Source organism: Streptococcus pneumoniae, from assembly GCA_040719455.1.
In the GTDB taxonomy this organism is placed as follows: Bacteria; Bacillota; Bacilli; order Lactobacillales; family Streptococcaceae; genus Streptococcus; species Streptococcus pneumoniae_G.
This window is the reverse complement of record JBFDTN010000001.1, coordinates 832654-857021: the sequence shown is the minus strand read 5'-3', so window position 1 is coordinate 857021 and position 24368 is coordinate 832654. Positions and strand designations below refer to the sequence as shown.

19 protein-coding genes are annotated in these 24368 nt (G+C 42.9%); 17 read left to right on the top strand and 2 right to left on the bottom strand.

Annotated features, from left to right (window positions below):
• Positions 1–43: 43 nt before the first annotated feature.
• The 14 genes from hemW to pheT all read left to right on the top strand — a co-directional run bounded on the left by hemW (position 44) and on the right by pheT (position 14556).
• The gene (gene hemW / locus AB1I63_04050; protein ID MEW4354062.1) at positions 44–1174 is read left to right on the top strand and encodes a radical SAM family heme chaperone HemW; all 1131 of its coding nucleotides are present in this window, start codon (positions 44–46) and stop codon (positions 1172–1174) included.
• A gap of 2 nt (positions 1175–1176) precedes the next feature.
• Positions 1177–1917: an acyl-ACP thioesterase domain-containing protein gene (locus AB1I63_04045; protein MEW4354061.1), complete on the top strand. Its 741-nt coding sequence runs from the start codon at positions 1177–1179 to the stop codon at positions 1915–1917.
• Entirely contained in the window at positions 1910–2680 is a 771-nt protein-coding gene (locus tag AB1I63_04040) for a TIGR01457 family HAD-type hydrolase (GenBank protein ID MEW4354060.1), read from the top strand. Before AB1I63_04045 ends, AB1I63_04040 begins: the two co-directional genes overlap by 8 nt.
• Positions 2670–3326, top strand: coding sequence for a TIGR01906 family membrane protein (locus tag AB1I63_04035; protein ID MEW4354059.1), 657 nt, complete (start codon positions 2670–2672; stop codon positions 3324–3326). Before AB1I63_04040 ends, AB1I63_04035 begins: the two co-directional genes overlap by 11 nt.
• The gene (locus AB1I63_04030) at positions 3298–4245 is read left to right on the top strand and encodes a CPBP family intramembrane glutamic endopeptidase (protein ID MEW4354058.1); all 948 of its coding nucleotides are present in this window, start codon (positions 3298–3300) and stop codon (positions 4243–4245) included. The genes AB1I63_04035 and AB1I63_04030 overlap by 29 nt, the downstream gene beginning before the upstream one ends.
• Positions 4246–4315: 70 nt before the next feature.
• Complete coding sequence (ndk, locus tag AB1I63_04025) at positions 4316–4744, top strand: nucleoside-diphosphate kinase (protein ID MEW4354057.1); 429 nt, start codon at positions 4316–4318, stop codon at positions 4742–4744.
• Positions 4745–4932: 188 nt separating this feature from the next.
• Positions 4933–6711, top strand: a complete 1779-nt coding sequence (gene uvrC, locus AB1I63_04020) for an excinuclease ABC subunit UvrC (GenBank protein MEW4354056.1) — start codon at positions 4933–4935, stop codon at positions 6709–6711.
• Between the two features lie 63 nt (positions 6712–6774).
• A complete protein-coding gene (locus AB1I63_04015; protein ID MEW4354055.1) occupies positions 6775–7380 on the top strand; it encodes a nitroreductase family protein in 606 nt (201 codons plus the stop codon).
• 12 nt (positions 7381–7392) lie between these two features.
• Positions 7393–8790 (top strand): dipeptidase PepV, encoded by a 1398-nt coding sequence (gene pepV, locus AB1I63_04010; GenBank protein MEW4354054.1) that lies wholly within the window; start codon positions 7393–7395, stop codon positions 8788–8790.
• 68 nt (positions 8791–8858) lie between these two features.
• Positions 8859–9437: a uracil-DNA glycosylase family protein gene (locus tag AB1I63_04005; protein ID MEW4354053.1), complete on the top strand. Its 579-nt coding sequence runs from the start codon at positions 8859–8861 to the stop codon at positions 9435–9437.
• A gap of 48 nt (positions 9438–9485) precedes the next feature.
• Positions 9486–10220: an LD-carboxypeptidase LdcB/DacB gene (ldcB, locus tag AB1I63_04000; protein ID MEW4354052.1), complete on the top strand. Its 735-nt coding sequence runs from the start codon at positions 9486–9488 to the stop codon at positions 10218–10220.
• A gap of 349 nt (positions 10221–10569) precedes the next feature.
• Positions 10570–11616, top strand: coding sequence for a phenylalanine--tRNA ligase subunit alpha (pheS, locus tag AB1I63_03995; GenBank protein MEW4354051.1), 1047 nt, complete (start codon positions 10570–10572; stop codon positions 11614–11616).
• A 9-nt stretch (positions 11617–11625) separates the two neighbouring features.
• The gene (locus AB1I63_03990; protein MEW4354050.1) at positions 11626–12144 is read left to right on the top strand and encodes a GNAT family N-acetyltransferase; all 519 of its coding nucleotides are present in this window, start codon (positions 11626–11628) and stop codon (positions 12142–12144) included.
• Between the two features lie 9 nt (positions 12145–12153).
• Complete coding sequence (gene pheT, locus AB1I63_03985; GenBank protein MEW4354049.1) at positions 12154–14556, top strand: phenylalanine--tRNA ligase subunit beta; 2403 nt, start codon at positions 12154–12156, stop codon at positions 14554–14556.
• 325 nt (positions 14557–14881) lie between these two features.
• On the opposite strand, the gene AB1I63_03980 is transcribed toward pheT, so the two are convergent.
• Entirely contained in the window at positions 14882–15649 is a 768-nt protein-coding gene (locus AB1I63_03980) for a MerR family transcriptional regulator (protein ID MEW4354048.1), read from the bottom strand.
• A 337-nt stretch (positions 15650–15986) separates the two neighbouring features.
• Positions 15987–16925 carry an alpha/beta hydrolase gene (locus tag AB1I63_03975; protein MEW4354047.1) on the bottom strand — a complete coding sequence of 313 codons (939 nt, stop codon included), beginning with the start codon at positions 16923–16925 and terminating at the stop codon, positions 15987–15989.
• Positions 16926–16999: 74 nt separating this feature from the next.
• Here AB1I63_03975 and AB1I63_03970 point away from each other — a divergent pair, with 74 nt between their 5' ends.
• Genes AB1I63_03970 through addA form a run of 3 tightly spaced genes read left to right on the top strand, consistent with a single transcriptional unit; the run spans position 17000 to position 24365 of the window.
• On the top strand, positions 17000–17410 hold the full coding sequence (locus AB1I63_03970; protein ID MEW4354046.1) for a MerR family transcriptional regulator: 411 nt from the start codon (positions 17000–17002) through the stop codon (positions 17408–17410).
• Between the two features lie 47 nt (positions 17411–17457).
• Positions 17458–20733 (top strand): ATP-dependent nuclease subunit B, encoded by a 3276-nt coding sequence (gene rexB / locus AB1I63_03965; protein MEW4354045.1) that lies wholly within the window; start codon positions 17458–17460, stop codon positions 20731–20733.
• A complete protein-coding gene (gene addA, locus AB1I63_03960; GenBank protein MEW4354044.1) occupies positions 20730–24365 on the top strand; it encodes a helicase-exonuclease AddAB subunit AddA in 3636 nt (1211 codons plus the stop codon). The genes rexB and addA overlap by 4 nt, the downstream gene beginning before the upstream one ends.
• The last annotated feature ends 3 nt before the right edge of the window (positions 24366–24368 follow it).

Below are 24368 nucleotides of genomic sequence, written 5' to 3'. Positions count from 1 at the left end.
TTTTTTATCGAACTTTTTTGGCTGAAAATGATATAATAAAAGAATGCAAACGAAACCGACATCCGCTTATGTGCACATTCCTTTTTGCACACAAATTTGTTATTATTGTGATTTTTCCAAGGTTTTTATTAAAAATCAGCCTGTGGACAGCTATCTGGAGCATTTGATTCGTGAATTTGACTCGTATGAGATTGAAAAACTTCGAACGCTTTATATCGGAGGAGGGACCCCGACCGCTCTTTCTGCTTCCCAATTAGACTTTTTGCTCCGCCATTTGACAGAAAACTTGAACCTGTCTTTTTTAGAAGAGCTAACAATCGAGGCAAATCCAGGGGATTTGGATGAGGAAAAAATCGCTGTGCTCAAAGATTCGCCAGTCAATCGGGTATCTTTGGGCGTGCAGACCTTTGACAATCGTATGTTAAAAAAAATTGGGCGGAGCCATCAAGAGCAAGATATTTATGAGAACATTACCAACTTAAAAAAAGCAGGTTTTGACAATATTTCGATTGACTTGATTTATGCTCTGCCTAAGCAGACCATGGAGCAGGTGCAGGAAAATGTAGCTAAAGCTTTGAGTCTCGATATTCCACACATGAGCTTGTATAGTTTGATTTTGGAAAATCACACGGTTTTCATGAATCGTATGCGCCGTGGGAAACTACCTTTGCCTAAGGAAGATTTAGAAGCCGAGATGTTTGAATACATCATCACGGAGCTAAAAAAAGCAGGTTTTGATCATTATGAGATTTCTAATTTTTCGAAACCTGGCTTTGAAAGCCGCCATAACCTCATGTACTGGGACAATGCGGAGTATTACGGGCTTGGTGCTGGGGCGTCTGGCTATGTGAACGGTGTTCGCTATAAAAATCACGGTCCGATTCGGCATTATTTAGAAGCCGTAGAGGCAGGAAACGCACGGATTACAGAGGAACATTTGACTCTTAAAGAAAAAATGGAAGAAGAGATGTTCTTAGGCTTACGCAAGAAATCTGGGGTATCAAAGAGGCGCTTTGAGGAGAAGTTTGAGACTTCTTTTGAGAAACTCTATGGTGAGGTAGTGGAGACATTGACAACTCAGGGTTTGTTAGTACTTGACAAGGACATCGTTCGGATGACGCAAAAAGGGCTCTTTTTGGGTGATACCGTTGCAGAAAAATTTATATTGGAGTAAGTATGGGACAGATTTTTCAGATGGAGATGAAGATTCCCTTTGACATGAGTGATGTCAATGGGCATATTAAAATTCCTCAGTTGATTTTGCTTTCTTTACAAGTGTCAGAAATGCAGTCAGAGTATCTGGGGATTAGTGATCAAGATTTGCTTGAAAAGCACCAGTTGGTCTGGATTGTGACAGACTATGAAATGACCATTCATCGTCTGCCTGCTTTTGGAGATCAGATTAGGATTGAGACAGAGGCGCTTTCATACAATCGACTGTTTTGCTACCGACGTTTTACCATTTTTGATCAAGAAGGGCAGATTTTGGTGGAAATGTTGGCAAGCTTTGTCATGATGAATAAAGAGACTAGAAAAGTTCATCCTGTTGATGGTGAGTTGATTGCTCCTTATCAATCTGAGTTTAATAAAAAAGTGATTCGAGGACCGAAATATCCGAAGTTAGAAGATGGTGAACAAAAGGATTTTCAAGTCCGCTTTTATGACTTGGATATGAATGGACATGTCAATAATAGCAAGTATTTGGACTGGGTCTTTGAGGCTATGGGAGTGGAGTTTTTGTGCGAGTATGTTCCGCGTAAAATTAATCTCAAATATGTCAAGGAAGTCCGCTCAGATAGCTGCGTGTCCTCCTGCGTGAAAAAAGAGGGAACTACTAGCTACCACCAAATCGTGAGTGATGGTAGCTTGCACGCGCAGGCAATCATTGAGTGGAAAAAAGGAGAAAAAGATGTATAAGGGATATTTGATTGACTTAGATGGCACGATTTATAGAGGAAAAGAGCGGATTCCAGCGGGAGAAGCCTTTGTGCATGAATTGCAAAAACGCTCCATTCCCTATCTCTTTGTGACCAATAATACAACGAGAACACCTCAGTCCGTTCAGGAGATGTTGGCAGAAAACTTCCATATTGAAACGCTACTAGACACCATTTACACAGCGACATTAGCGACGATTGACTACATGGCGGAGAAAAATCTAGGCAATACTGTTTATGTGATTGGTGAAGAGGGCTTGAAACAAGCGATTTTTGAAGCGGGCTATATTGAGGATAAGGAAAATCCTGCATATGTAGTTGTGGGATTAGATTGGAAAGTAGATTATGAAAAGTTTGCGACAGCGACCTTAGCCATCCAAAAAGGGGCTCATTTTATCGGTACCAACCCAGATTTGAATATCCCAACAGAGAGAGGTTTGTTGCCAGGAGCTGGTTCTTTGATTGCACTCTTGCAGGCAGCAACACGAATAGAGCCAGTCTTTATTGGAAAACCCAATCAAATCATCATGGATAAGGCAGTTGCAAAGCTGGGATTTGAAAAAGAAGACCTCATCATGGTCGGAGATAATTATCTGACAGACATTCGTGCTGGGATTGATAATGGGATTCCTAGTTTATTGGTAACGACAGGTTTTACTAGAAAAGAAGAGGTGGCAGATCTTCCTATTCCTCCCACTCATGTGGTAGAAAGCTTAGCGGAGTGGGATTTTGATGCGGACTAGATGGAGTTTTCTTGCCAGTCAAGTATGGCTATTAGCCTTTAGCATTTGCTTGACGATTTATGGGATGTGGCTTGTTTATCCTTTGGAGATTGCTTATTTGGATTTGCCCAATCAAGCCTATGTGAGTGCTAAAACGATTGCCTATAATTTTCATATCTTGATGAACTATCTAACCAATCCTTTTGTTCAGGTACTTGAGATGCCAGACTTTCGCTCGTCTGCCGCTGGCTTGCATCATTTTCAAGCGGTTAAGTGGCTCTTTCATTTGGTGCAGGCTTTGACTATATTTCTCTTGCCTGCGGTTTATGCCTTTTACAAAGATGTGATAAAAGCAGGCTATTTAACATTATTTAAGCGAAGAATTTTAGCCATTCTTTTGACACCAGTTGTGATTGGTGGAGTAGCTATGAGCATGGGTTTTGAATTCTTTTTTACCCTGTTTCACCAAATTCTCTTTGTAGGAGATGATACATGGCTCTTTGATCCGAGATTCGATCCTGTGATTCGGATTTTACCCCAAGATTTTTTCCTGCATGCCTTTGTGCTCTTTTTCGTCCTGTATGAAGGTCTGCTCCTTGCTCTTTATTTCTTTAGTCGCAAAAGAAAGGATGATGTAGATGGAAAATATGAAACAAGCGAGGCGTGATGTCGGTATTTTTGCAGGACTTTGCCTTTTGTATGGTATGGTCATGATGCTAGTAGCTGGTTTTTGGAGTATGGCGGTAGTGATTTATCAAGCCCTTCAGCACCCTGGACGAGCAGAAGAAATTGCGAATGGCACCTACGAATTTTTACAGACAGATGGGACGCATTACCTCATCTCTGTTGCTTTTGGAATCTTAATTTTCTACCTGTATCGAAATGGTCAGCTGTTTAAATCAGACTTACGAAAGAGCAAGAAGATGACAGTGGCAACCTTTGCCAAGTTTTTACCGTTCTTGTTATTGGCACAATTTTCCTTTTTATTGGTCAATATGGTCTTGGAAAGTGTGTTAAATGTCTTTGGTTGGACCATGCAGTTGGCTGTGGAGCAGGCTTCTAGCCAATCTGACAGCATTACCATGTTCCTGTATGCAGGGATTGTAGGCCCGATTTCAGAAGAATTGATTTTTAGAGGAGCAGCGCTTAGAAAGTTTGAGACGCATGGCAAGGTTTTTGCGATTGTCATGTCTTCCGTATTGTTCGGTATTTTTCATGGCAATCTAGCTCAGTTTTTCTTTGCAGCTGGTGTCGGTCTCCTTTTTGGATATGTGACCATGGAGTATTCGATTTATTGGGCTATGTTGCTTCATGTCATTAATAATTTGGTGATTAGTGATGGTTTAGCTCGCTTGTATGCAGGATTGACTGAGAGTGTGGCAACCATGCTTCATCTGGGGTTATTGCTGACGGGAACGATTATTGCTATCTTTTTCTTGATCCGATATCGTTTTGCTATCAAGGCTTATTTGGCTGAAAATAGCTCTCCTAAAGCTATCTATGCGCAAGTCTTTCGCTCTCCTTATCTCTGGATTTTTATCCTGCTATTGGTTTATCTCTCGTTTGGAACAATTTCTCCGTTATAAACAAAGGAAATTTTTCAGAAAATTTTCTGAATATGATATAATAGAGAGAATCTAAAAAAGGGGAGAGCAAATGGAGAAGACATTTTTTATCATTAAGCCAGATGGAGTGAGACGCGGTTTGATTGGTCAAGTTCTTGGACGGATTGAACAGAGAGGATTTACGATTGAGCGATTGGAATTACTCACTCATGTGGAGAAAGATGTGATTGATCGACATTATGAGGCATTGGTGGAGCAATCTTTTTATCCTGCTATCCGTGAGTTCATGATGAGTGGTCCTGTGGTGGTTGGGATCATCTCAGGTGAGCAGGTTGTCTCTACTTGGCGTCAGATGATGGGGGCGACACGACCAGAAGAAGCCCTTCCTGGGACTATTCGTGGCGATTTTGCCCAAGCAGCGCCGATTGGACAAACCATTCAAAACATCGTGCACGGTTCTGACTCTTTAGAGTCTGCCGAACGTGAAATCTCCCTGTGGTTTGGAAATGAGAAAAAGTAGAAATTCCGATAGAGAATTGGAGTAAGATAATGTAGTGGATTATTTTAGCCCGAATTTAGAAATAAAGGAGTGAGGAAAATCGATTTCTGTGAAATCATGATTTTGCTCACACTCCTTTTTTGTTTTTTAGATGAGCTAGAGTATATCAAGCTGTGGCAAGTCACTTTATTTTTTGCTACAATAGTCCTATGAACAGCATTATTCAATCAAAATTAGAACTCTTGCCATCTAGTCCTGGTTGTTATATTCATAAAGACAAAAATGGCACGATTATTTATGTCGGAAAGGCGAAAAATCTGCGCAATCGGGTGCGCTCTTATTTCCGTGGGAGTCATGATACCAAGACAGAGGCTTTGGTCTCTGAAATTGTGGATTTTGAATTTATCGTCACGGAGTCCAATATCGAAGCTCTGCTTCTTGAAATCAATCTGATTAAGGAAAATAAGCCCAAGTATAATATCATGCTCAAGGATGATAAATCCTATCCTTTTATCAAAATTACGAATGAAAGATACCCAAGGCTTTTGATTACACGACAGGTGAAAAAAGATGGTGGTCAGTATTTTGGTCCTTATCCTGATGTGGGTGCGGCTAATGAAATTAAGCGATTACTAGACCGCATTTTTCCTTTTAAAAAATGTACCAATCCGCCAGAAAAAGTTTGTTTTTACTACCATATCCATCAATGCAAGGCGCATACCATTTGCCAAGTGGATGAGGATTATTTCAAGAAAATGGCAGTGGATGTAGCAAATTTCCTCAAAGGTCAGGATGACAAGATTGTGAATGATTTACGCGAGAAAATGCAGACAGCTGCGAGCGAGATGGAATTTGAAAAGGCTGCGGAATACCGTGATTTGATTCAGGCGATTGCCACTCTTCGCACCAAGCAACGCGTGATGGCAAAAGACCTGCAAAACCGTGATGTCTTTGGCTACTATGTCGATAAGGGTTGGATGTGTGTGCAGGTATTTTTTGTCCGTCAAGGCAAGCTCATCGAGCGTGATGTCCATCTATTTCCTTATTACAATGACCCTGATGAGGATTTTTTGACCTATGTGGGGCAATTTTACCAAGAAAAAGAGCATTTAGTGCCAAATGAAGTCTTGATTCCAGCCGATATTGATGAGGAAGCGGTCAAGGCTTTGGTGGATACCAAGGTGGTAAAACCGCAGCGAGGGGAGAAAAAGCAACTGGTCAATCTGGCGATTAAAAATGCTCGTGTCAATCTGCAACAGAAATTTGATCTCTTAGAAAAATCACTGGAAAAAACGCAGAGAGCGATTGAAAATCTAGGACGTATCCTACATATTCCGACGCCTATGCGAATCGAGGCTTTTGATAATTCCAATATCATGGGGACTAGCCCTGTATCTGCCATGGTGGTCTTTGTCAATGGCAAGCCTAGTAAGAAAGACTACCGTAAGTATAAGATTAAGACAGTAGTTGGACCAGATGATTATGCTAGCATGAAAGAGGTGATTAAAAGGCGGTACAGTCGTGTGCTACGAGATGGGTTGACACCGCCTGATTTGATTGTGATTGATGGTGGGCAAGGTCAGGTCAACATCGCAAAATCAGTGGTTAAGGATGAGTTGGGCTTAGACATTCCAATTGCTGGTCTGCAAAAAAATGACAAGCACCAGACTCATGAACTGCTCTTTGGAGATCCACTAGAAGTGGTGGGATTATCCCGAAATTCTCAAGAATTCTTTCTTTTACAAAGGATCCAAGACGAAGTGCACCGCTTTGCCATTACCTTCCACAGGCAAGTTCGGTCGAAAAATTCCTTCTCATCAAGATTGGATGGAATTGAAGGTTTAGGACCAAAGCGCAAACAACTGCTCATGAAGCATTTTAAAAATTTAGCGAATATCACGGCAGCAAGTTTGGAGGAGCTAACCCAGCTGGGGATTCCTCAAAGGGTAGCAGAAAATATCCAACAGCATCTGAGCGAGAAACCGTAAATCTGTGCAATCCCTTTCAAAATATGGTAGAATGAAAGTATCTTAAAAGCGAAGGAAGTGACTATGAAATTTTTAGCATTAAATAAAAAACGCCATGCTGTTAAGCATTTCTTGGACAAGGAAGTTGATCCTAAGGATCTCCGTACAGCCATTGAAATTGCAACGCTAGCACCAAGTGCCCACAATCTGCAACCTTGGAAATTTGTCGTGGTTAAGGAGCGTAAAGATGCTCTAGTACCGCTTTCCTATGGTGGAAATGCAGATCAAATCCGTGAAGCTCAGTATGTGGTTGCTCTGTTTACAGATACTGATTTGGACAAGCGGGCACGCAAGATTGCTCGGACTGGAGGCGTTCATAACTTTACCGAAGAGCAGTTGCAAAAGTATATGATGAACTACCCAGCGGAGTTTGCTCGTTATTCAGAGCAGCAAAAGAGTGATTATCTTGCCTTAAATGCTGGTTTGGTGGTCATGAATCTAGTCCTTGCTTTGACAGACCAAGGCATTGGATCTAACATGATTCTAGGGTTTGATAAGTCACGGGTCAATGAAGTTTTGGATATTGAAAGCCGTTTTCGTCCAGAATTGCTCATTACAGTGGGCTATACAGATGAGGTGCTTGAGCCAAGCTATCGCTTACCAGTAGATGAAGTGATTGAACAACGGTAAAAGGAGAAAGAGATGACGATTGATTTTAAAGCAGAAGTAGAAAAACGCCGTGAGGATTTGCTGGCTGACTTGTTTAGCCTTCTTGCTATCAACTCTGAGCGTGATGATAGCTTGGCAGATGTGGAGCATCCATTTGGCCCTGGTCCTGTCAAAGCCCTTCATAAATTCTTGGAGATTGCAGAGCGTGACGGCTACCCAACCAAGAATGTAGACAATTATGCGGGGCATTTTGAATACGGTGAAGGTGACGAGGTGCTTGGCATCTTTGCCCACATGGATGTGGTGCCAGCAGGAAGCGGTTGGGATACTGACCCTTACACTCCGACCATTAAAGACGGCAAACTCTATGCGCGTGGTTCAAGCGACGACAAGGGACCAACCATGGCATGCTACTATGGTCTTAAGATTATCAAGGAATTGGGGTTGCCGATTTCAAAGAAAGTCCGCTTTGTCGTAGGAACAGACGAAGAGTCTGGCTGGGCAGATATGGACTACTATTTCGAGCACAGCGGCGTCAAAGCGCCTGATTTCGGCTTCTCACCAGATGCAGAGTTTCCGATCATCAACGGGGAAAAAGGAAATATCACCGAGTATCTTCATTTCGCTGGGGAAAATAGCGGAGCGGCACGTTTGCATCGCTTTACAGGCGGTTTACGTGAGAATATGGTGCCTGAGTCAGCGACAGCCCTCGTATCAGGTGAACTTCCAGAGCTTGCTGACAAATTAGCAGCCTTTGCGGCAGACCATAAGGTGACCTTTGAATTAGCAGAAGAAGATGGCAAATACAAGGTGACCGTTATCGGAAAATCAGCCCACGGAGCTTCTCCACAATCTGGAGTCAACGGTGCGACTTACCTCGCTCGTTTCTTGAACCAGTTTGACTTTGCAGGACCAGCCAAGGATTACCTTGCCATTGCAGGTGAGATTTTGTTTGAAGATCATGCAGGTCAAGCACTTGGTGTAGCCCATACAGATGAGAAAATGGGAGCTCTTTCTATGAACGCAGGTGTTTTCCGCTTTGATGAAGCAGCTGCTGACAATACCATTGCCCTCAACTTCCGTTATCCAAAAGGGACGACACCAGAAGCTATCCAAGCAGTTTTGAAGAACTTGGCAGTGGCTGATGTGACTTTGTCAGAAGATGGTCATACCCCTCATTATGTCTCTATGGATGATCCATTGGTAGCAACGCTTCTAGATGTTTACGAACGTCAGACAGGTTTGCGTGGGCATGAGCAAGTCATCGGTGGTGGAACTTTTGGTCGCCTTTTGAAGCGCGGAGTTGCTTACGGTGCCATGTTCCCAGGCTATACAGACACCATGCACCAAGCCAATGAATTTGCAGATGTTGAAGATTTGATGCGGGCAGCAGCCATCTACGCAGAAGCCATCTACGAATTGGTCAAATAAGCATGTTTGAAAAATAGAAAAGAGGAGCTGGACAAGTGTTCAGTTCCTTTTATAAGAGAGGTATCAAGATGCCGAGTATAGAAGAGATAGGGACTAGCATTATCCAGGATGTTGAGAATCAAGCTTATACAGCAAAAGGTATTCATCCCTTGTTTCAAGCAGGTGCTAATGCTAAACTATTGATTGTCGGTCAAGCTCCAGGCTTGAAAGCCGAGCAGCGTGGGAAATTATTTGCAGACCCGAGTGGCGACAACCTGCGGTCATGGCTGGGTGTGGATGAAGAAACTTTTTATAATGCCAATCAAATAGCGATTTTACCTATGGATTTTTACTATCCAGGAAAGGGAAAGTCAGGTGATTTGCCACCGAGAAAGGGATTCGCAGAAAAATGGCATCTCAAGCTATTAGCCATGCTGCCCCAGATAGAGCTGACTTTACTGATTGGGCAGTATGCGCAAGATTATTATTTGAAAGATAAGAAAAAACGACTGTTAACAGAAACGGTTCGCACCTTTGAGGACTACTTACCGCAGTATTTTCCACTTGTCCACCCTTCTCCTCGGAATAATATCTGGCAGTCGAAAAATCCCTGGTTTCAAGAACAAGTACTTCCAGCATTGCAAGCAAAGGTGGAGAGTATCCTTTAGTAGTCGAAATGTGGTATAATAAAAAGAAAAGGGAGAGAATAAAGATAGATGAAATTTAATAAATATGTAATTACTGGACTGAGCCTAGCTTTGTTGTTGAGCGCTTGCTCCAAAAAAGAAGAGGAAACTCTATCAAAGCATCAAAAAGAATCTGAGACAAGCATGACAACCACAGAAAAGACTCAAACGAAGATGGAAGAAGATAGTCCCAAAACACCAACCATGGATGATACGGTCTCTTATAATGGTCTCTATTACAGCGTAAAGGGAAAATACGGTGATGTCTTGGTAGTCAATAAGCACTATCCTCTATCATCTGACTATAATCCAGGGGAAGATCCAGAAGCTAAGGCAGCTCTCTTAGAATTGATTGCAGCTATGCAGGCTGAGGGCTACGCGATTAGTGATCAGTACAGTGGTTTTAGAAGTTACGATACGCAAGTATCGCTCTATAATAACTATGTCGCTCAAGATGGACAAGCTGCGGCAGATCGCTACTCTGCTCGTCCAGGGTATAGCGAGCACCAGACTGGTTTGGCGTATGATTTGATTGATACGACTGGAAATCTCGTGCAGGAAGAAAAAGCCAGCAAGTGGCTCTTAAAACATGCTGCTGACTATGGCTTTGTTGTGCGCTATTTATACGGTAAGGAAAAAGAAACAGGCTATATGCCAGAGGAATGGCATTTGCGCTATGTTGGAAAAGAAGCCAAAGATATTGCAAAATCAGGCTTATCCTTAGAAGAATACTATGGATTTACAGGTGGAGACTACGAGGACTAAGGGATTTCTCTTTGTATAGTCATTTAGTTTTCATGTATTACGTCGTTCGCTCAGCTTGCCTAACCTAGCCTCGTATTAAATCAAAACTAAACAACCATAGAGACTTGTCAAAGTGGTTAAAATTTGTTAGAATATAAAAAATTGAATAGTAGTCTGCAAGACCAGTAACTTAGTGGAAGCGTAACAGGGAGGAGAGTCGTGACTGAGAACTCTCCACAGGAAAGCTAGGTGAATTCACTTGCTTATAGACTAAGAAAGTAAGGTCTGGGAAACCAGATAAAAAACGGATGGTACCGCGTGTCAACGCTCCGATTGTGAGTGGGACATGCGGTTTTTATGTGGAGGAAAAATGAAAACAATCGAAGAAAAATTACAAGCCTTACGAGCTGAAACATTGGAAAAACTAAGCCAAGTCTCGCATGAAAATGCCAAAGAATTGCAAGATTTGCGGGTCTCTGTACTAGGGAAAAAAGGTTCTTTGACAGAGATTTTAAAAGGGATGAAAGATGTGTCAGCAGAGATGCGTCCAGTGATTGGAAAGCATGTCAATGAAGCGCGGGATATTCTAACAGCTGCTTTTGAAGAGACAGCGGCTCTCCTAGAAGAGCAAAAAGTGGCGAATCAGTTGGCTAAAGAGAGCTTGGATGTGACCCTCCCTGGTCGCAATCTACCAGCTGGTAACCGTCATGTATTGACCCAAACGAGTGAAGAAATTGAAGATATTTTCATTGGTATGGGCTATCAAGTCGTTGATGGTTTTGAGGTAGAAAAAGACTACTATAATTTTGAGAGAATGAATTTGCCAAAGGATCACCCAGCGCGTGATATGCAAGATACTTTCTATATCACAGAAGAAATCCTTATGCGGACGCATACTAGTCCTGTTCAGGCGCGTGCGATGGATGCGCATGATTTTTCAAAAGGACCATTAAAGATGATTTCACCAGGGCGCGTGTTCCGTCGTGATACGGATGATGCGACACACAGCCATCAATTCCATCAAATTGAAGGACTTGTGGTTGGGGAGAACATTTCGATGGCTGATTTGAAAGGAACCTTGCAGTTGATTATCCAAAAAATGTTTGGGAAAGAACGCAATATTCGCTTGCGTCCGTCTTATTTCCCATTCACAGAGCCGTCTGTTGAGGTGGATGTTTCCTGCTTTAAGTGTGGGGGAAATGGCTGCAATGTCTGCAAACAGACAGGTTGGATTGAAATCTTGGGTGCTGGCATGGTTCATCCTCATGTGCTTGAGATGAGCGGCATTGATGCGAATAAATACTCTGGTTTTGCCTTTGGTCTCGGTCAAGAGCGGATTGCTATGCTTCGATATGGAATCAATGATATTCGTGGCTTCTACCAAGGAGATGTCCGTTTTTCTGAGCAATTCAAATAAGGAGTTGCTATGATTGTTGAAATTGAGAAAAAAGATATTCCTTTACTTCGAGAAATTGAGGTGCAGACTTATCAAGAGACTTTTGGGGAATTTATCAAACAAGAAGATATGGAGCATTATTTTGCCCATGATTTGTCCCTTGAAACCTTGGAGAAAGAGTGGGAAAATCCTGAGTCGGCTCATTACTTTGTCCTTCATGAAGGAAAACCAGTTGGTTTTCTGAAAGTCAACTGGGGAGAGGCGCAAACTGAGCATGAGTTAGAAGATGCTTTTGAAATCCAGCGGATTTATGTTTTGAAATCGCACCAAGGCTATGGTCTTGGCAAAGCCTTGTTTGACTTTGCCCTTGAAAAAGCGGTAGAAGAAGGCTTCACTTGGGCATGGTTAGGTGTTTGGGAGAAGAATTTCAAGGCACAGAACTTTTATTTCAAGTATGGATTTGAACGCTTTAGCGAGCACAAATATGTGACGGGAGAAACGGTAGATATCGACTGGCTCTTGAAAAAGCGGATAAATGAAGAAAAATGAGGAAGTAAGATGTTAGTAAGTTACAAATGGTTAAAAGAATTAGTGGACATTGATGTGTCAAGCAAGGACTTGGCTGAAAAAATGTCAACGACAGGAATTGAGGTAGAAGGTGTAACTTCTCCTGCAGCTGGTCTTTCAAAAATCGTGGTTGGAGAAGTTTTGGCCTGTGAAGATGTGCCAGATACTCACCTCCATGTTTGTCAAGTTGATGTGGGCGAAGATGAGCCACGCCAAATCGTCTGCGGGGCACCGAACGTTCGTGCAGGAATCAAGGTTATGGTGGCTCTGCCTGGTGCACGCATTGCAGACAACTACAAGATTGAAAAGGGAAAAATCCGTGGTTTGGAATCACTCGGTATGATTTGCTCGCTTGGTGAGCTTGGCATTTCAGACTCGGTTGTTCCAAAAGAATTTGCGGATGGTATTCAGATTTTGCCAGCAGATGCGGTGAATGGCGATGAGGTCTTTTCTTACCTTGATTTAGATGATGAAGTGATTGAGCTATCTATCACGCCAAATCGTGCGGATGCCCTTTCCATGCGTGGGGTGGCGCATGAAGTCGCAGCCATCTATGACAAGGATGTTCAGTTGAAAGAATTCCCATTAGCAGAAGTAGAGAATAAAGCTAGTGAGGTGGTGTCTGTTTCGATTGAGACAGAGAAAGCACCATTTTATGCAGCTCGTGTCTTGGACAATGTGACTATCGCACCAAGTCCGCAATGGTTGCAAAATCTCTTGATGAATGAGGGGATTCGTCCGATTAACAATGTGGTTGATGTGACCAACTATATCTTGCTCTATTTTGGTCAACCCATGCATGCTTTTGATTTGGATACCTTTACTGGGGATCAAATCCTTGTGCGCTTGGCAAAAGCTGGTGAGAAGCTTGTGACCTTGGATGGGGAAGCGCGTGATTTGCTGGAGACAGATATGGTGATTACCGTTGATGATAAGCCAGTTGCGCTTGCTGGTATCATGGGTGGTGCTGCGACAGAGATTTCGGAGCGCTCGACTCGTATTGTCCTTGAGGCGGCTGTCTTTGATGGCAAATCCATCCGTAAAACAAGCAGCCGTTTAGGACTGCGTAGTGAATCATCTGCTCGCTTTGAAAAAGGAATCAATCTAGCAACCGTCACAGAAGCCCTAGATGCTGCGGCAAGCATGATTGCAGAGCTTGCAGGGGCGCGTGTTTATCAAGGACAAGTGACAGCTGGCGAGCTTGATTTGACTAATCAAACGGTATCTACAAGCCTAGCAGATGTCAACCGTGTATTGGGAACCGAGCTAGCTTACAGCGATATTGAAGATGTCTTTCGTCTCCTAGGTTTTGGACTTTCTGGCAATGCTTGCGAATTTACGGTCAGCGTTCCTCGCCGTCGTTGGGACATCACGATTCCAGCTGATTTGTTTGAAGAAATTGCTCGTATCTATGGTTATGACAATCTGCCTATGACCCTGCCGAAAGATGCTGGTACAGCAGGCGAATTGACCATTACTCAAAAACTCCGTCGCAAGGTGCGCACAGTGGCAGAAGGGGTTGGTCTTACAGAAATCATTACCTACGCTTTGACAACACCAGAAAAAGCAACAGAATTTACTGTAAAACCATCAAACTTGACAGAATTGATGTGGCCGATGACGGTCGATCGCAGTGTTCTTCGTCAAAATATGATTTCAGGAATGCTCGATACTGTTCGTTACAATGTAGCGCGTAAAAATACCAATCTAGCTCTTTATGAGATTGGGAAGGTCTTTGAGCAAGAGGGAAATCCAAAGGAAGAATTGCCAACGGAAATTAACCGTTTTGCCTTTGCTTTGACAGGCTTAGTAGCTGAAAAAGATTTCCAAACTAAGGCAGTTCCTGTGGATTTCTTCTATGCAAAAGGGATTGTAGAGGCGCTCTTTGACCGTTTGGGTCTTGCAGTTACCTACACAGCTACAAGTGATCTGGCTAGCATGCACCCAGGTCGCACAGCCCTTATCTCATTAAACGATGAAGTGATTGGTTTTGTGGGACAAGTGCATCCTGTGACAGCGAAAGCCTATGACATTCCAGAAACCTATGTAGCAGACTTGGACTTGTCAGCGATTGAAGCGCAGTTAACAGCTCCTCAGCCATTTGTAGAAATCACTAAATTCCCAGCTGTGACGCGTGATATTGCCCTCTTATTAGATAGCACAGTCACTTACCAAGAAGTAATCAATGCCATAAAGAATGCGGGTGTAAAACGCTTGACCGGTATTCACTTGTTTGATATCTTTGAAGGGGAAAAATTGGGCTTGAACAAGAAGTCCATGGCGTATAGCTTGACCTTCCAAAATCCAGAGGATAGCTTGACAGATGAAGAAGTAGCTAAGTATATGGAAAAAATTACCGCAGCCCTTAGTCAACTAGGAGCAGAAATTCGATAATCTCTTATTTTGAGTGAGAGAATAGAGTAAATAGAGGTCGGAACAACAGTTCCGACCTTATTACGTTTTATAATTTAACAGCTTACCGCAGTCTTGCTGCTGGATTCAATATTCCAGTGGAGTTATTTAAGAGAATAGAAAGTTGTGAGCAACTGATATAAAACATTGATAACTCAATATTCTACAAGCTATGTCAAGCTTGTGGGGGTGGGAGTAAACTAAACCAGTGGATCAGTTTAGCCAGAGATTAGAAACAAATAGGGAGTGAGGATAATCGATTTCTTCGAAATCATGATTATCCTCACTCCCTATTTGTTTCGATCTTTTAGTCAATCAGACTTGCCCAGTGGCTAATACTGGCCGTGAGAAAGGCAGCGCAGCCTGAGTTTTCTGCATCATAGTAGGTAGCAAAGCGTTCATCAGTTGTATAGAGCTGAGCGATGCCGATGTGCTTTTCAGCAGAGTAGTTTTTGTCTGCGATTTGGAGCCATTCCTTGTGGAGTTGGACGATTTGCTTACTTGCTTCATCTTCAGCTTTCCAGTTTTCAGCAATAGCTTGATTCAGCAAGTGTTTAATCTCTTGGTCTAAGGCTTGCCAGCGTTGGTAGCTCTCTTCGCTCATATTGGCAAAGTGTTTATTGGCTTCTTGCATTTCCTTTTCTCCATATTTTTCACGAAGTTCAGCTCCGTATTTTTCTTCATTTTCTTGAATTAGTTTGTCCTTAAAGGCTTGAAATTTTTCCTGTGTCGTCATTGTTTGATGTCCTTTCTGTGCTTGAATCGTTCGTTCGAGGTTGTCAATCATGGCTTCGATCCGTTGTTTTTTTGCATGCAGGTCTGCCAAGTGGTCTTCTAGGCTACTTAAGCTGTCAAAGTTTTCTTGGGTCAGAAAATTCTTGATTTGCTTGAGTTCAAAGCCCCGCTCCTTGTAAAAGAGAATTTGTTGGAGGGTGTCGACTTCTGCCTCTCCATAAAAGCGGTAGCCGCTGTCATTCTTGTGAGAAGGCGCAAGTAAGCCAATCTGTTCATAATAGCGCAGGGTGCGGGTACTGATACCAGAAAGCTCTGCCAATTGGCGAATGGAATAAGTCATGTTTTTCTCCTCGATGTGGTTTATACTCGTCAAAAATCAAATTCTGGCGTCGTTAACTCACCTTGCTTCAACAGTCCACTGGACTGTTGAAGGTTGGAAATAAGGCTTATGGCATAATCCTCAACTAACTTCAGTTCTACCTAATGTTTTAGTGGAGACGAGCTAGGCTCGTTCTATTTACCGCCTTTCACAATTATCAATTGTGAAAGCTAGTCAGATTTTGATTTTTATAGAGTATTCTATCTTGCAAGATAATTCTATTATACAAATTTACGCAAGGTCAATGTCAAGCTTTTTTTGAAAAAAATGTATGAAAAAATGCCCATGAGGGCATGGTTTATCTCTCTCTGATAATCTCTATCATCTCTTTCTGCGCTTCCTTAGCTTCAGGGATTGGGAATATAGGATATCCGTGGTTCATTTTATCAGCAACAATGTAGTTGTGATCAATTCCTTTTTTGACCAGTAATTCATGGAAGGATTGATTATCAGGGAAGAAAATCTCATGAGTTCCGATAAAAATAGAGATTTTTCCTAGATTCGTGAAATCACCAAATAAAGGACTGACATAGGGAATGCTCCGATTTTCTTCGTCTCCTGCCCAAATAGTCCCGATTTTCTCTAACCCCCAAGAAGAAAGCATGGGGTCAAGCGGTTCGTATTTGGAAATATCGGAATGATTAGTATGGACATCTAGCCAAGGAGAAAGCAAAATAATATCCTTGGGCTGAGGAAGTTTGTGGTCACGAAGATACATGGCAAGCCCTAGACTGAGTCCGCCCCCAGCAGAGTCTCCCATAATGGTAATCTTTTCAGGTGAGGTGCTTCTGAGGATATCCTTGTAGACGGTCTCGACCTTTGGAAAGGTATCTGTCCAGTTGTAGCGTGGCGCCTTGGGATAGATTGGAAAGACGACTTTGGCATCTAGCTCTTTTGAGATGTAAGCGGCCGTTTTAAAATTGAGTGATGATGGTTGGAGAGCATAGGCTCCACCGTGGAGATAAAAAATGACTCTTTGGTTGGCATCATTTTTATCATTCCAGATGAAGGTCTGCATACCGTCATAGCTTGTCTCCGTGACAGGCATCTTAACCCATTTTTGAGGATTGGGGTAAGGCTTATCACTTTTTTCCTGCATATTTTGTAGTAGAGTTGAGAATGACTCGTCACTTTGCTTTGCGAGTTGCTTCTTTGCTCTGCTTAAGAACAATATTTTTTCAATAAAAAAACTTCTGATTGAGCGTTTTTGATTTGATTGATTAACTGTATTAGACATGTATTCTCCTCTTGAAAATGGATTTTCTTTAGTATAAACTATGAAGTATAGTTTATAGTCAAGGAGAAAGTATCGTGAATAGCAAAGAAATTTCTGAAAAATCTGGAACGCCTATTTCCACCATTCGTTATTATGAGAAAATCGGGCTGATTCCTACGCCGAAACGGCTCTCCAATAACTACCGCGATTATGCAGAAGAAACAGTCTTTTTGTTGGAATTTATCAAGCTCTTAACGATTTTTCATTTTTCTTTAGATGAGATTAAGGAGATTTTAAAAGTGACAGGTCAGACAGGCTACTCAGAGCCTTTGGTCTATGATATCATTTTGAAAAAGCAGGGAGACTTACAAAAGCAAATTACAGCTCTGCAGCAAGTGGAGGAAGTCTTAGCACAGGCTCTCAACAAGCAGTTGCAATTTGAGGATTATGATTTACAGGGGCAGATTGAGCGCATCGCGCGGATTTACCAGAAAGAGGATTTTTGAGAGAAACATGCTATAATAGTCCTAGTACAGTCAGAAAAGAGTTTCCTATGAAGTTATATTATACCGATATTCGTCATCCTTTGACGCAGATGTTAGCAGAAAAAGCCTATGAGCTAGCAAACGCAAACAAGCGTGTCTTTTATATTGCCCCAAACTCACTCTCTTTTGAAAAGGAGCGCTCAGTTTTGGAGTGCCTGCCTGAGAAAGCATCATTTTCCATTACCATCACGCGCTTTGCTCAGATGGCTCGTTATTTTACTTTAAATGAAGTCAGTCGCAAGCAGCCTTTAGATGATGTTGGGCTTGGTATGCTCTTTTACCGTGCGTTGTCGCTCATCCCAGATGCGGAATTGCGTGTCTATGCTCGGTTTAAGCAGGATTCCGGCTTTATCCAGCAGTTGGTGGATTTGTACCACGAATTGCAGGAAGCGCACATGACGGTGGCAGATTTGGAATCCTTAGAAGAGCCAGAAAAGCGAGCAGACTTGCTCAAGATCTTTACAGAAGTTACCCATCAGCTCAATCAAGGGCAGTTTGAATCTGGCTCTAAAATTTTGCGTTTTTGCCAGCAAATCGAAACGGGTGAGCTGGATGAGGAGCTAGCTCGTTTAGCAGTAGTTATTGATGGTTTTACCCGTTTTTCAGCTGAGGAAGAGTACTTGATTTCACTCTTACACAAACGGGGTGTTGAAGTCATTATCGGGACCTTTGCTAGTCAAAAGGCATATAGCAGTAGCTTTTCTGAGGGCAATGTCTATCAAGCGAGTCTGGATTTCTTGCGAACATTAGCCGTGGAATTTTCTGTCAAGCCAGAGTATCTTTCTTACGAGGGAGAAGAAGACGCTTTTGGCAAAATTGCTAGACTGTTTGAAAGCCGTTATGACTTTTCTGAGACGGACCTTGCCTTGCGCGAAGAAGACAAATCAGCTGTGCAAATCTGGTCCTGTCTCAGCCAGAAAGAGGAGCTGGAGTATGTGGCAAAGAGCATTCGTCAGAAGCTCCACGATGGTGTACGCTATAAGGATATTCGAGTGCTGTTAGGAGATGTAGCAGCCTATCAGCTGCAGCTTAAAACCATTTTTGATGCCTATCAAATTCCTTTTTATTTAGGACGTGCTGAGTCCATGGCGCACCATCCCTTGGTCCAATTTGTGGAATCCTTGCGACGCTTGAAAATCTATCATTTTCGAGCTGAGGATTTGCTGAATATCTTAAAGACCGGTCTTTACGGCAATATGAGTCAGGCAGATTTAGACCGCTTTGAGCAGTACATTCGTTTTATAGACATCAATGGTCTTGCAGCCTTTAAGCGTCCTTTTACGCTGAATCATCGTGGGAAATTTGATGTAAAGCGTTTGAATAACCTACGAGAAAATGTGGTGGCCCCCTTAGCGGATTTCCTATCGTCACGAACGCAGACCAGCCAAGGGATTTTAAAGAAATTCCAAGTCTTTGCAGAAGCTAGCCACTTGATGGAGAATTTCAAGGCAATGGTAAGAGACTTTTCCTTGCAGGAAAAGGAGCGAGCAGAAGAGGTATGGAAGTCATTTAGCCATGTCTTAGAACAGTTTGCCTTGGTTTTTGACAAGGAAAAAGTGAAAGTAGATGACTTTTTGCAGCTCCTTGAGTCAGGTATGCTCTTGTCCAATTACCGAACGATTCCAGCTCGGGTGGATGTGGTAACGGTGCAGTCCTATGATTTGATTGAGCCCTTGTCTAGCCAATACATTTATGCGATTGGTCTGACCCAAGAGAATTTTCCCAAGATTGCTCAAAATACCAGTCTGTTAAGTGATGAGGATCGCTTGAGATTAAACGAAGAGACAGTGGACTTGTCTGAGCTGGTCATTGCCCGCAAGGAAAATATGAAGAAAAATCGCTTTGTTGCTTTTTCTCTGCTGAACTCTGCGACAAAGGAGTTGGTACTATCCACCCCGCAAATCCTCAATGAGACAGAGGGCAATATTTCTCCTTATCTCAAGGACTTGCTGGCTGAACCGATTGGGCTTCGATTACAGATGAAAAAAGCGAGTGCCTCAAGTGATGATATTGGGACATATCGTGGACTGTTATCGCGTTTGATTCATCTCTATCAGGGCGAGATTGAAGAGGATTTACTGAAGCAAAATCAGACCTTTTGGGCGGTTGCTGTGCGAGTCTTACGGAAAAAATTAGCGGCTGAGGGAATTGAGATTCCAGCTCTTGCTCCAGGGGCTAGCAGCCAGCCTCTATCAAAAGAGACGCTTGCTGTTCTCTACCCCAAGGACAAGCCTCTCTATCTTTCAACTTCCAGCTTGACAGAATTTTACCGCCATCAGTATGCTTATTTTTTGAAGTATGTCTTGCGTTTAGAAGAAACGCTAAGCTTGAAACCAGATGCTCGTAGCCATGGGAATTTTCTGCATCGGATTTTTGAGAAAGTCATGCAAGAGAAATCCTCAGATGACTTTGATGTTCGCTTAGAAGCAGCTATGCGAGAAACCAGTCAAGAGCCAGAATTTGCAGCTCTCTATACTGAGCCACAAGCAGCTTTTGCTCGCAGTCTTTTGCTAGAAACAGCTCAGGTGACCAGTCAGATCTTGCGAGAAAATCAGCTCATTCGTCCTATCGGAGAGGAGACGGTCTTTGGAAAAGGAGACAAGGCATTTGCAATCTTATCTGATGGACGTGAGGTCAAGGTCAGTGGGAAAGTGGACCGCATTGATGCCTTAACGGACGGCAGTCTTGGGGTGGTGGATTACAAGTCTGGTGATGTAGCTTTCCAGTATCAAAAATTTTTCAATGGTCTAAATTCGCAGTTGCCGACCTATCTATCGGCTCTGACGCAGGAAGAGTGGGGAAAGAGTTTGGATGAGATTTTTGGAGCCATGTATTTGCAGATGACCAATCCTTTGGTGGCGCTAGCAAGTACCAAAGATGAGGGGGAGGCGGTTGCTAGTGTTCTTAAGACCTTGGAGTACAAAGGTTTGTTTTTGAAAGACCATGCAAAGATTCTGGGAGATTTTTACCAAAAGAAAAAGGAAAATCTCTTGACCAAGGAAGAATTGGAGATTTTACTTGCTTATAATGCTCTGCTTTACCAAAGGGCAGCAGAAGCGATTGTCAAAGGGAATTTTGCCATCAATCCTTACACCGAAGATGGCAGGAGTATCGGTGCTTTTGTAGAGCAATACAAGGCGATTACAGGATTTGAAGCCAATCTCCATTTAGGACAGGCGAGAAATCTTGTCAAGCTAAATCTAGCAGACTATGAAAAACGACCGACAGGTGATACACTACGAACAGCTTGGATGGACAAGATGAGAGAGGAGTTGGACAAGTGAAGCGACAAGCATTTTTAAGCCCAGATGAAATCAAGCAGGTAGTGCTCTTAGAACGTCAATCAGACAAACCAGCAAAGCGGACCCCAGAGCAGATTGAAGCTATTTACATGTCAGGTCAAAATATCCTTGTCTCTGCTTCGGCAGGTTCAGGCAAGACCTTTGTCATGGTTCAGCGCATTGTGGATCAGATAGTGCGGGGAGTGGAGCTGGAGGATTTGTTCATCTCTACCTTTACGGTCAAGGCAGCGACTGAATTGAAAGAGCGTTTGGAAAAAGAGCTTACAAAGCTCATGCAAGAGACAAAAGATAGTGAGCTCAAGCAGCATTTGGCAAAGCAGTTAGCCGATTTGCCAACAGCAGACATTGGGACCATGGACGCTTTTACTCAAAAGCTCTTGACCAAATATGGCTATTTGCTGGAGATTTCCCCTAATTTTCGGATTTTACAAAATGCGAGTGAGCAAGCGCTGCTTCAAAAAGAAGTCTTTGAGCAAGTCTTTGCCAGCTTTTATGAAGGAAAAGACAAGGCAGCTTTTGAGCGATTGGTGAAAAATTTTGTCGGTACACGAAAGGATGTAGCAGGTTTTAGAGATAAGGTCTATCAGCTTTATACCTTTGTTCAGTCTGCTGAAAATCCCTTGAAGTGGTTGGATGAGACCTTTCTTATTGGCTATGATGAGCTGGATATAGCAGCAGAAAAAAAGAGCTTACAAAGTAAGATCATAAGCGCCTTATTTGATGTGGAGTCCTTTTTCAATCATCATTTGGCAAATGACGGTCGTGAGTTTGCTAATGCCAAATACCAAGAGCAGGTTGCCTTGATTATCGAGCATATTGGAAGCTTGAATGAACAGTCGGATTTTGAGCGGGTCAAAGAGGTTTTAGAGACCGTTGTTGCCATTTCACGAGCTAGCAACGGCAGGGCTTTGACCATTGTTACGCGCAAAGAAGAGTTAAAGATGTTAGCGACTGCCTACAATGAAGAGCGAAAAGCTAAGATTGAGCATTTGCGGGAGCTGGCTAGTCAAGTCTATCAGTTTGATTACCAAGTGCGTTACCATACTTCTGCTCGTGAGATTTTAAAGACCTTGCAGGAGTTTATGAAAGCTTTTATCCTTGCGTATTTGGAGCGCAAAAAAGCTGAAAATGCCTTTGAATTTGCGGATGTCAGTCATTTTGCCATTGCGCTTTTGGAGAAATTCCCTCAGGTACGAGACTTTTACCGTGAAAAATACCACGAGGTCATGGTCGATGAGTACCAAGATACCAGTCCTATTCAGGAGAGGATGTTGGAACTCTTGTCGAATGGTCACAATCGCTTTATGGTGGGCGATATCAAGCAGTCGATTTACCGATTTCGTCAGGCAGATCCGCAGATTTTCAATGATAAGTTTAAGCTTTATGCTAAAGAGGAAAAGGCTGGAAAGCTCATTTTGCTCAAGGAAAATTTCCGTAGCCATACGGAGGTACTATCCGTTACCAATGAGATTTTCAAGCGTTTGATGGATGAGAGGGTTGGAGAGATTACCTATAATGATTTACATTATCTTGTAGCAGGAAATCCAAGTAAGAAAGAAAAAACGCCGCAGTATCAGGCTGAATTTCTCATCTATGACAAGGATCAAGAAGATGAAACCGCAGAAAATACCGCCAAGGAAATCTCCGTGGTCATCAAAGAAATCATCCGTCTGCACAATGAAGAAGGAGTTCCTTTTGAGGAGATCGCCCTTCTAACCTCATCTCGGACCCGCAACGACAAGATTTTAACTGCTTTTGCGGAGGCAGGGATTCCTTTGGTGTCGGATGGGGCAGAGAGTAATTACCTACAGTCTGTGGAAGTCATGGTTATGCTTGATACTCTTCGCACCATTAACAATCCGCTGAATGACTATGCCTTGGTGGCAGTCTTGAAATCACCTATGTTTGGTTTTACAGAAGATGAGCTAGCACGGATTTCTCTGCAAACTTCGGATGATCTTGCGCAGGAAAATCTCTATGAGAAACTAAAGCATAGCCAAGTAAAAACAGGTCAGCATCCACAGTTGATAGGACAAGACCTGCATGCAAAAATTGAGCTTTTTCAGACCTATTTAGAGAAGTGGAGAAATCTAGCTAAGACAGAGGCGCTTTATGACTTGATTTGGAAGATTTACCAGGATCGATTGTACTATGATTATGTAGGGAGTCTGCCAAATGGGGCTCTTCGTCAAGCTAATCTCTATGCGCTTTCGCTCCGTGCCAATGACTATGAAAAGAGTAGCTTCAAAGGTCTTTCTCGCTTTATTGGCATGATTGATAAGATTTTGGAAAATCAACATGACTTGGCTAGCGTTGCGGTAGCACCGCCAGAAAAGGCTGTCCAGTTGATGACTATTCATAAGAGCAAGGGCTTGGAGTTTGCCTATGTCTTCTTGCTCAATCTGGATCAGCCCTTTAATAAGCAGGATACGACATCTAGTATGATTGTCAGCAGAAAAAAGGGGGCAGGGATTAAGTATGTAGCAGATGTAGCGATGGAGCCTGCTGAGATCAAACTGACCCAGCCGATTCGCCTGTCCATCGAAACGCTTCCTTATCAGAAAAATGCACAAGAATTGCAACTTGCCACCCTTTCTGAACAAATGCGCTTGCTCTATGTTGCCATGACACGGGCTGAGAAAAAGCTGTATCTGATTGGTAAAGGCAGTCAAGAAAAGTTGCAAAGTGAAATCCCACCATTGGCTGAAAATGGTCTTTTGCCTTTGGCGTTGCGTGAGAGTTTGCAGACCTTCCAAGACTGGATTTGGTCTGTGGCAACGGTCTTTCATAAGGAAGAGTTGCCTTTGACGATTCGCTTTGTCGGAGATGAGGAATTAAGCTCTGATCAGATTGGAAACGTGAAGGGGATAAGCCTAGAGACTTTAGACAGTCAAGCCCATAACCGGCAGTCGGAGGATATTTCCCGTGCCTTGGATATTTTGGAAAATGTCGATCGTCTGAACCAGCTTTACCAAGCAGCCATTGATTTGCCAAGTGTCCGTACACCGAGCCAAATCAAAAAATTGTATGAACCTGTCATGGAGACAGAAGGTGTAGATGTGATGGAGCAAACACGCGCGACAGAGCTTTCTCTTGCTTGGCCAGATTTGACTAAAAAAGCCAAGGTGACAGGTGCTGAGGTCGGAAGTGCTGTCCACGAGCTTATGCAGCGCCTGCCTCTAAACCTCCCTATGACAAGAGAGAGGATCGAGCAAACCCTAGAGCAGGTGGACGCAAAAGATCAAGTGAAAGAACGCATAGATTTGCAGAAAATTCTCGCCTTTTTTGAGACGGACTTGGGTAAGCTTTTGCTAGAAAAGCATGATCAGGTGTATCGAGAAGCACCCTTTGCCATGCTCAAAAAAGACCCTGTCAGCCAAGAAGAATTCGTTGTGCGGGGGATTTTGGACGGCTATGTAGTCTTAGAAGATCGAATGATCTTGTTTGACTATAAGACCGATCATTATCAGACAGCCAGTGACTTGGTGGTGCGCTATAAAGAGCAGTTGGCTCTTTATCAAGAAGCCCTCTCTCGTGCCTATCACATGGATAAGATTGAGAAATACTTGATTTTACTTGGCGGTTCTAGCCTAGAAGTCGTGGCAGTGGATTAGGAG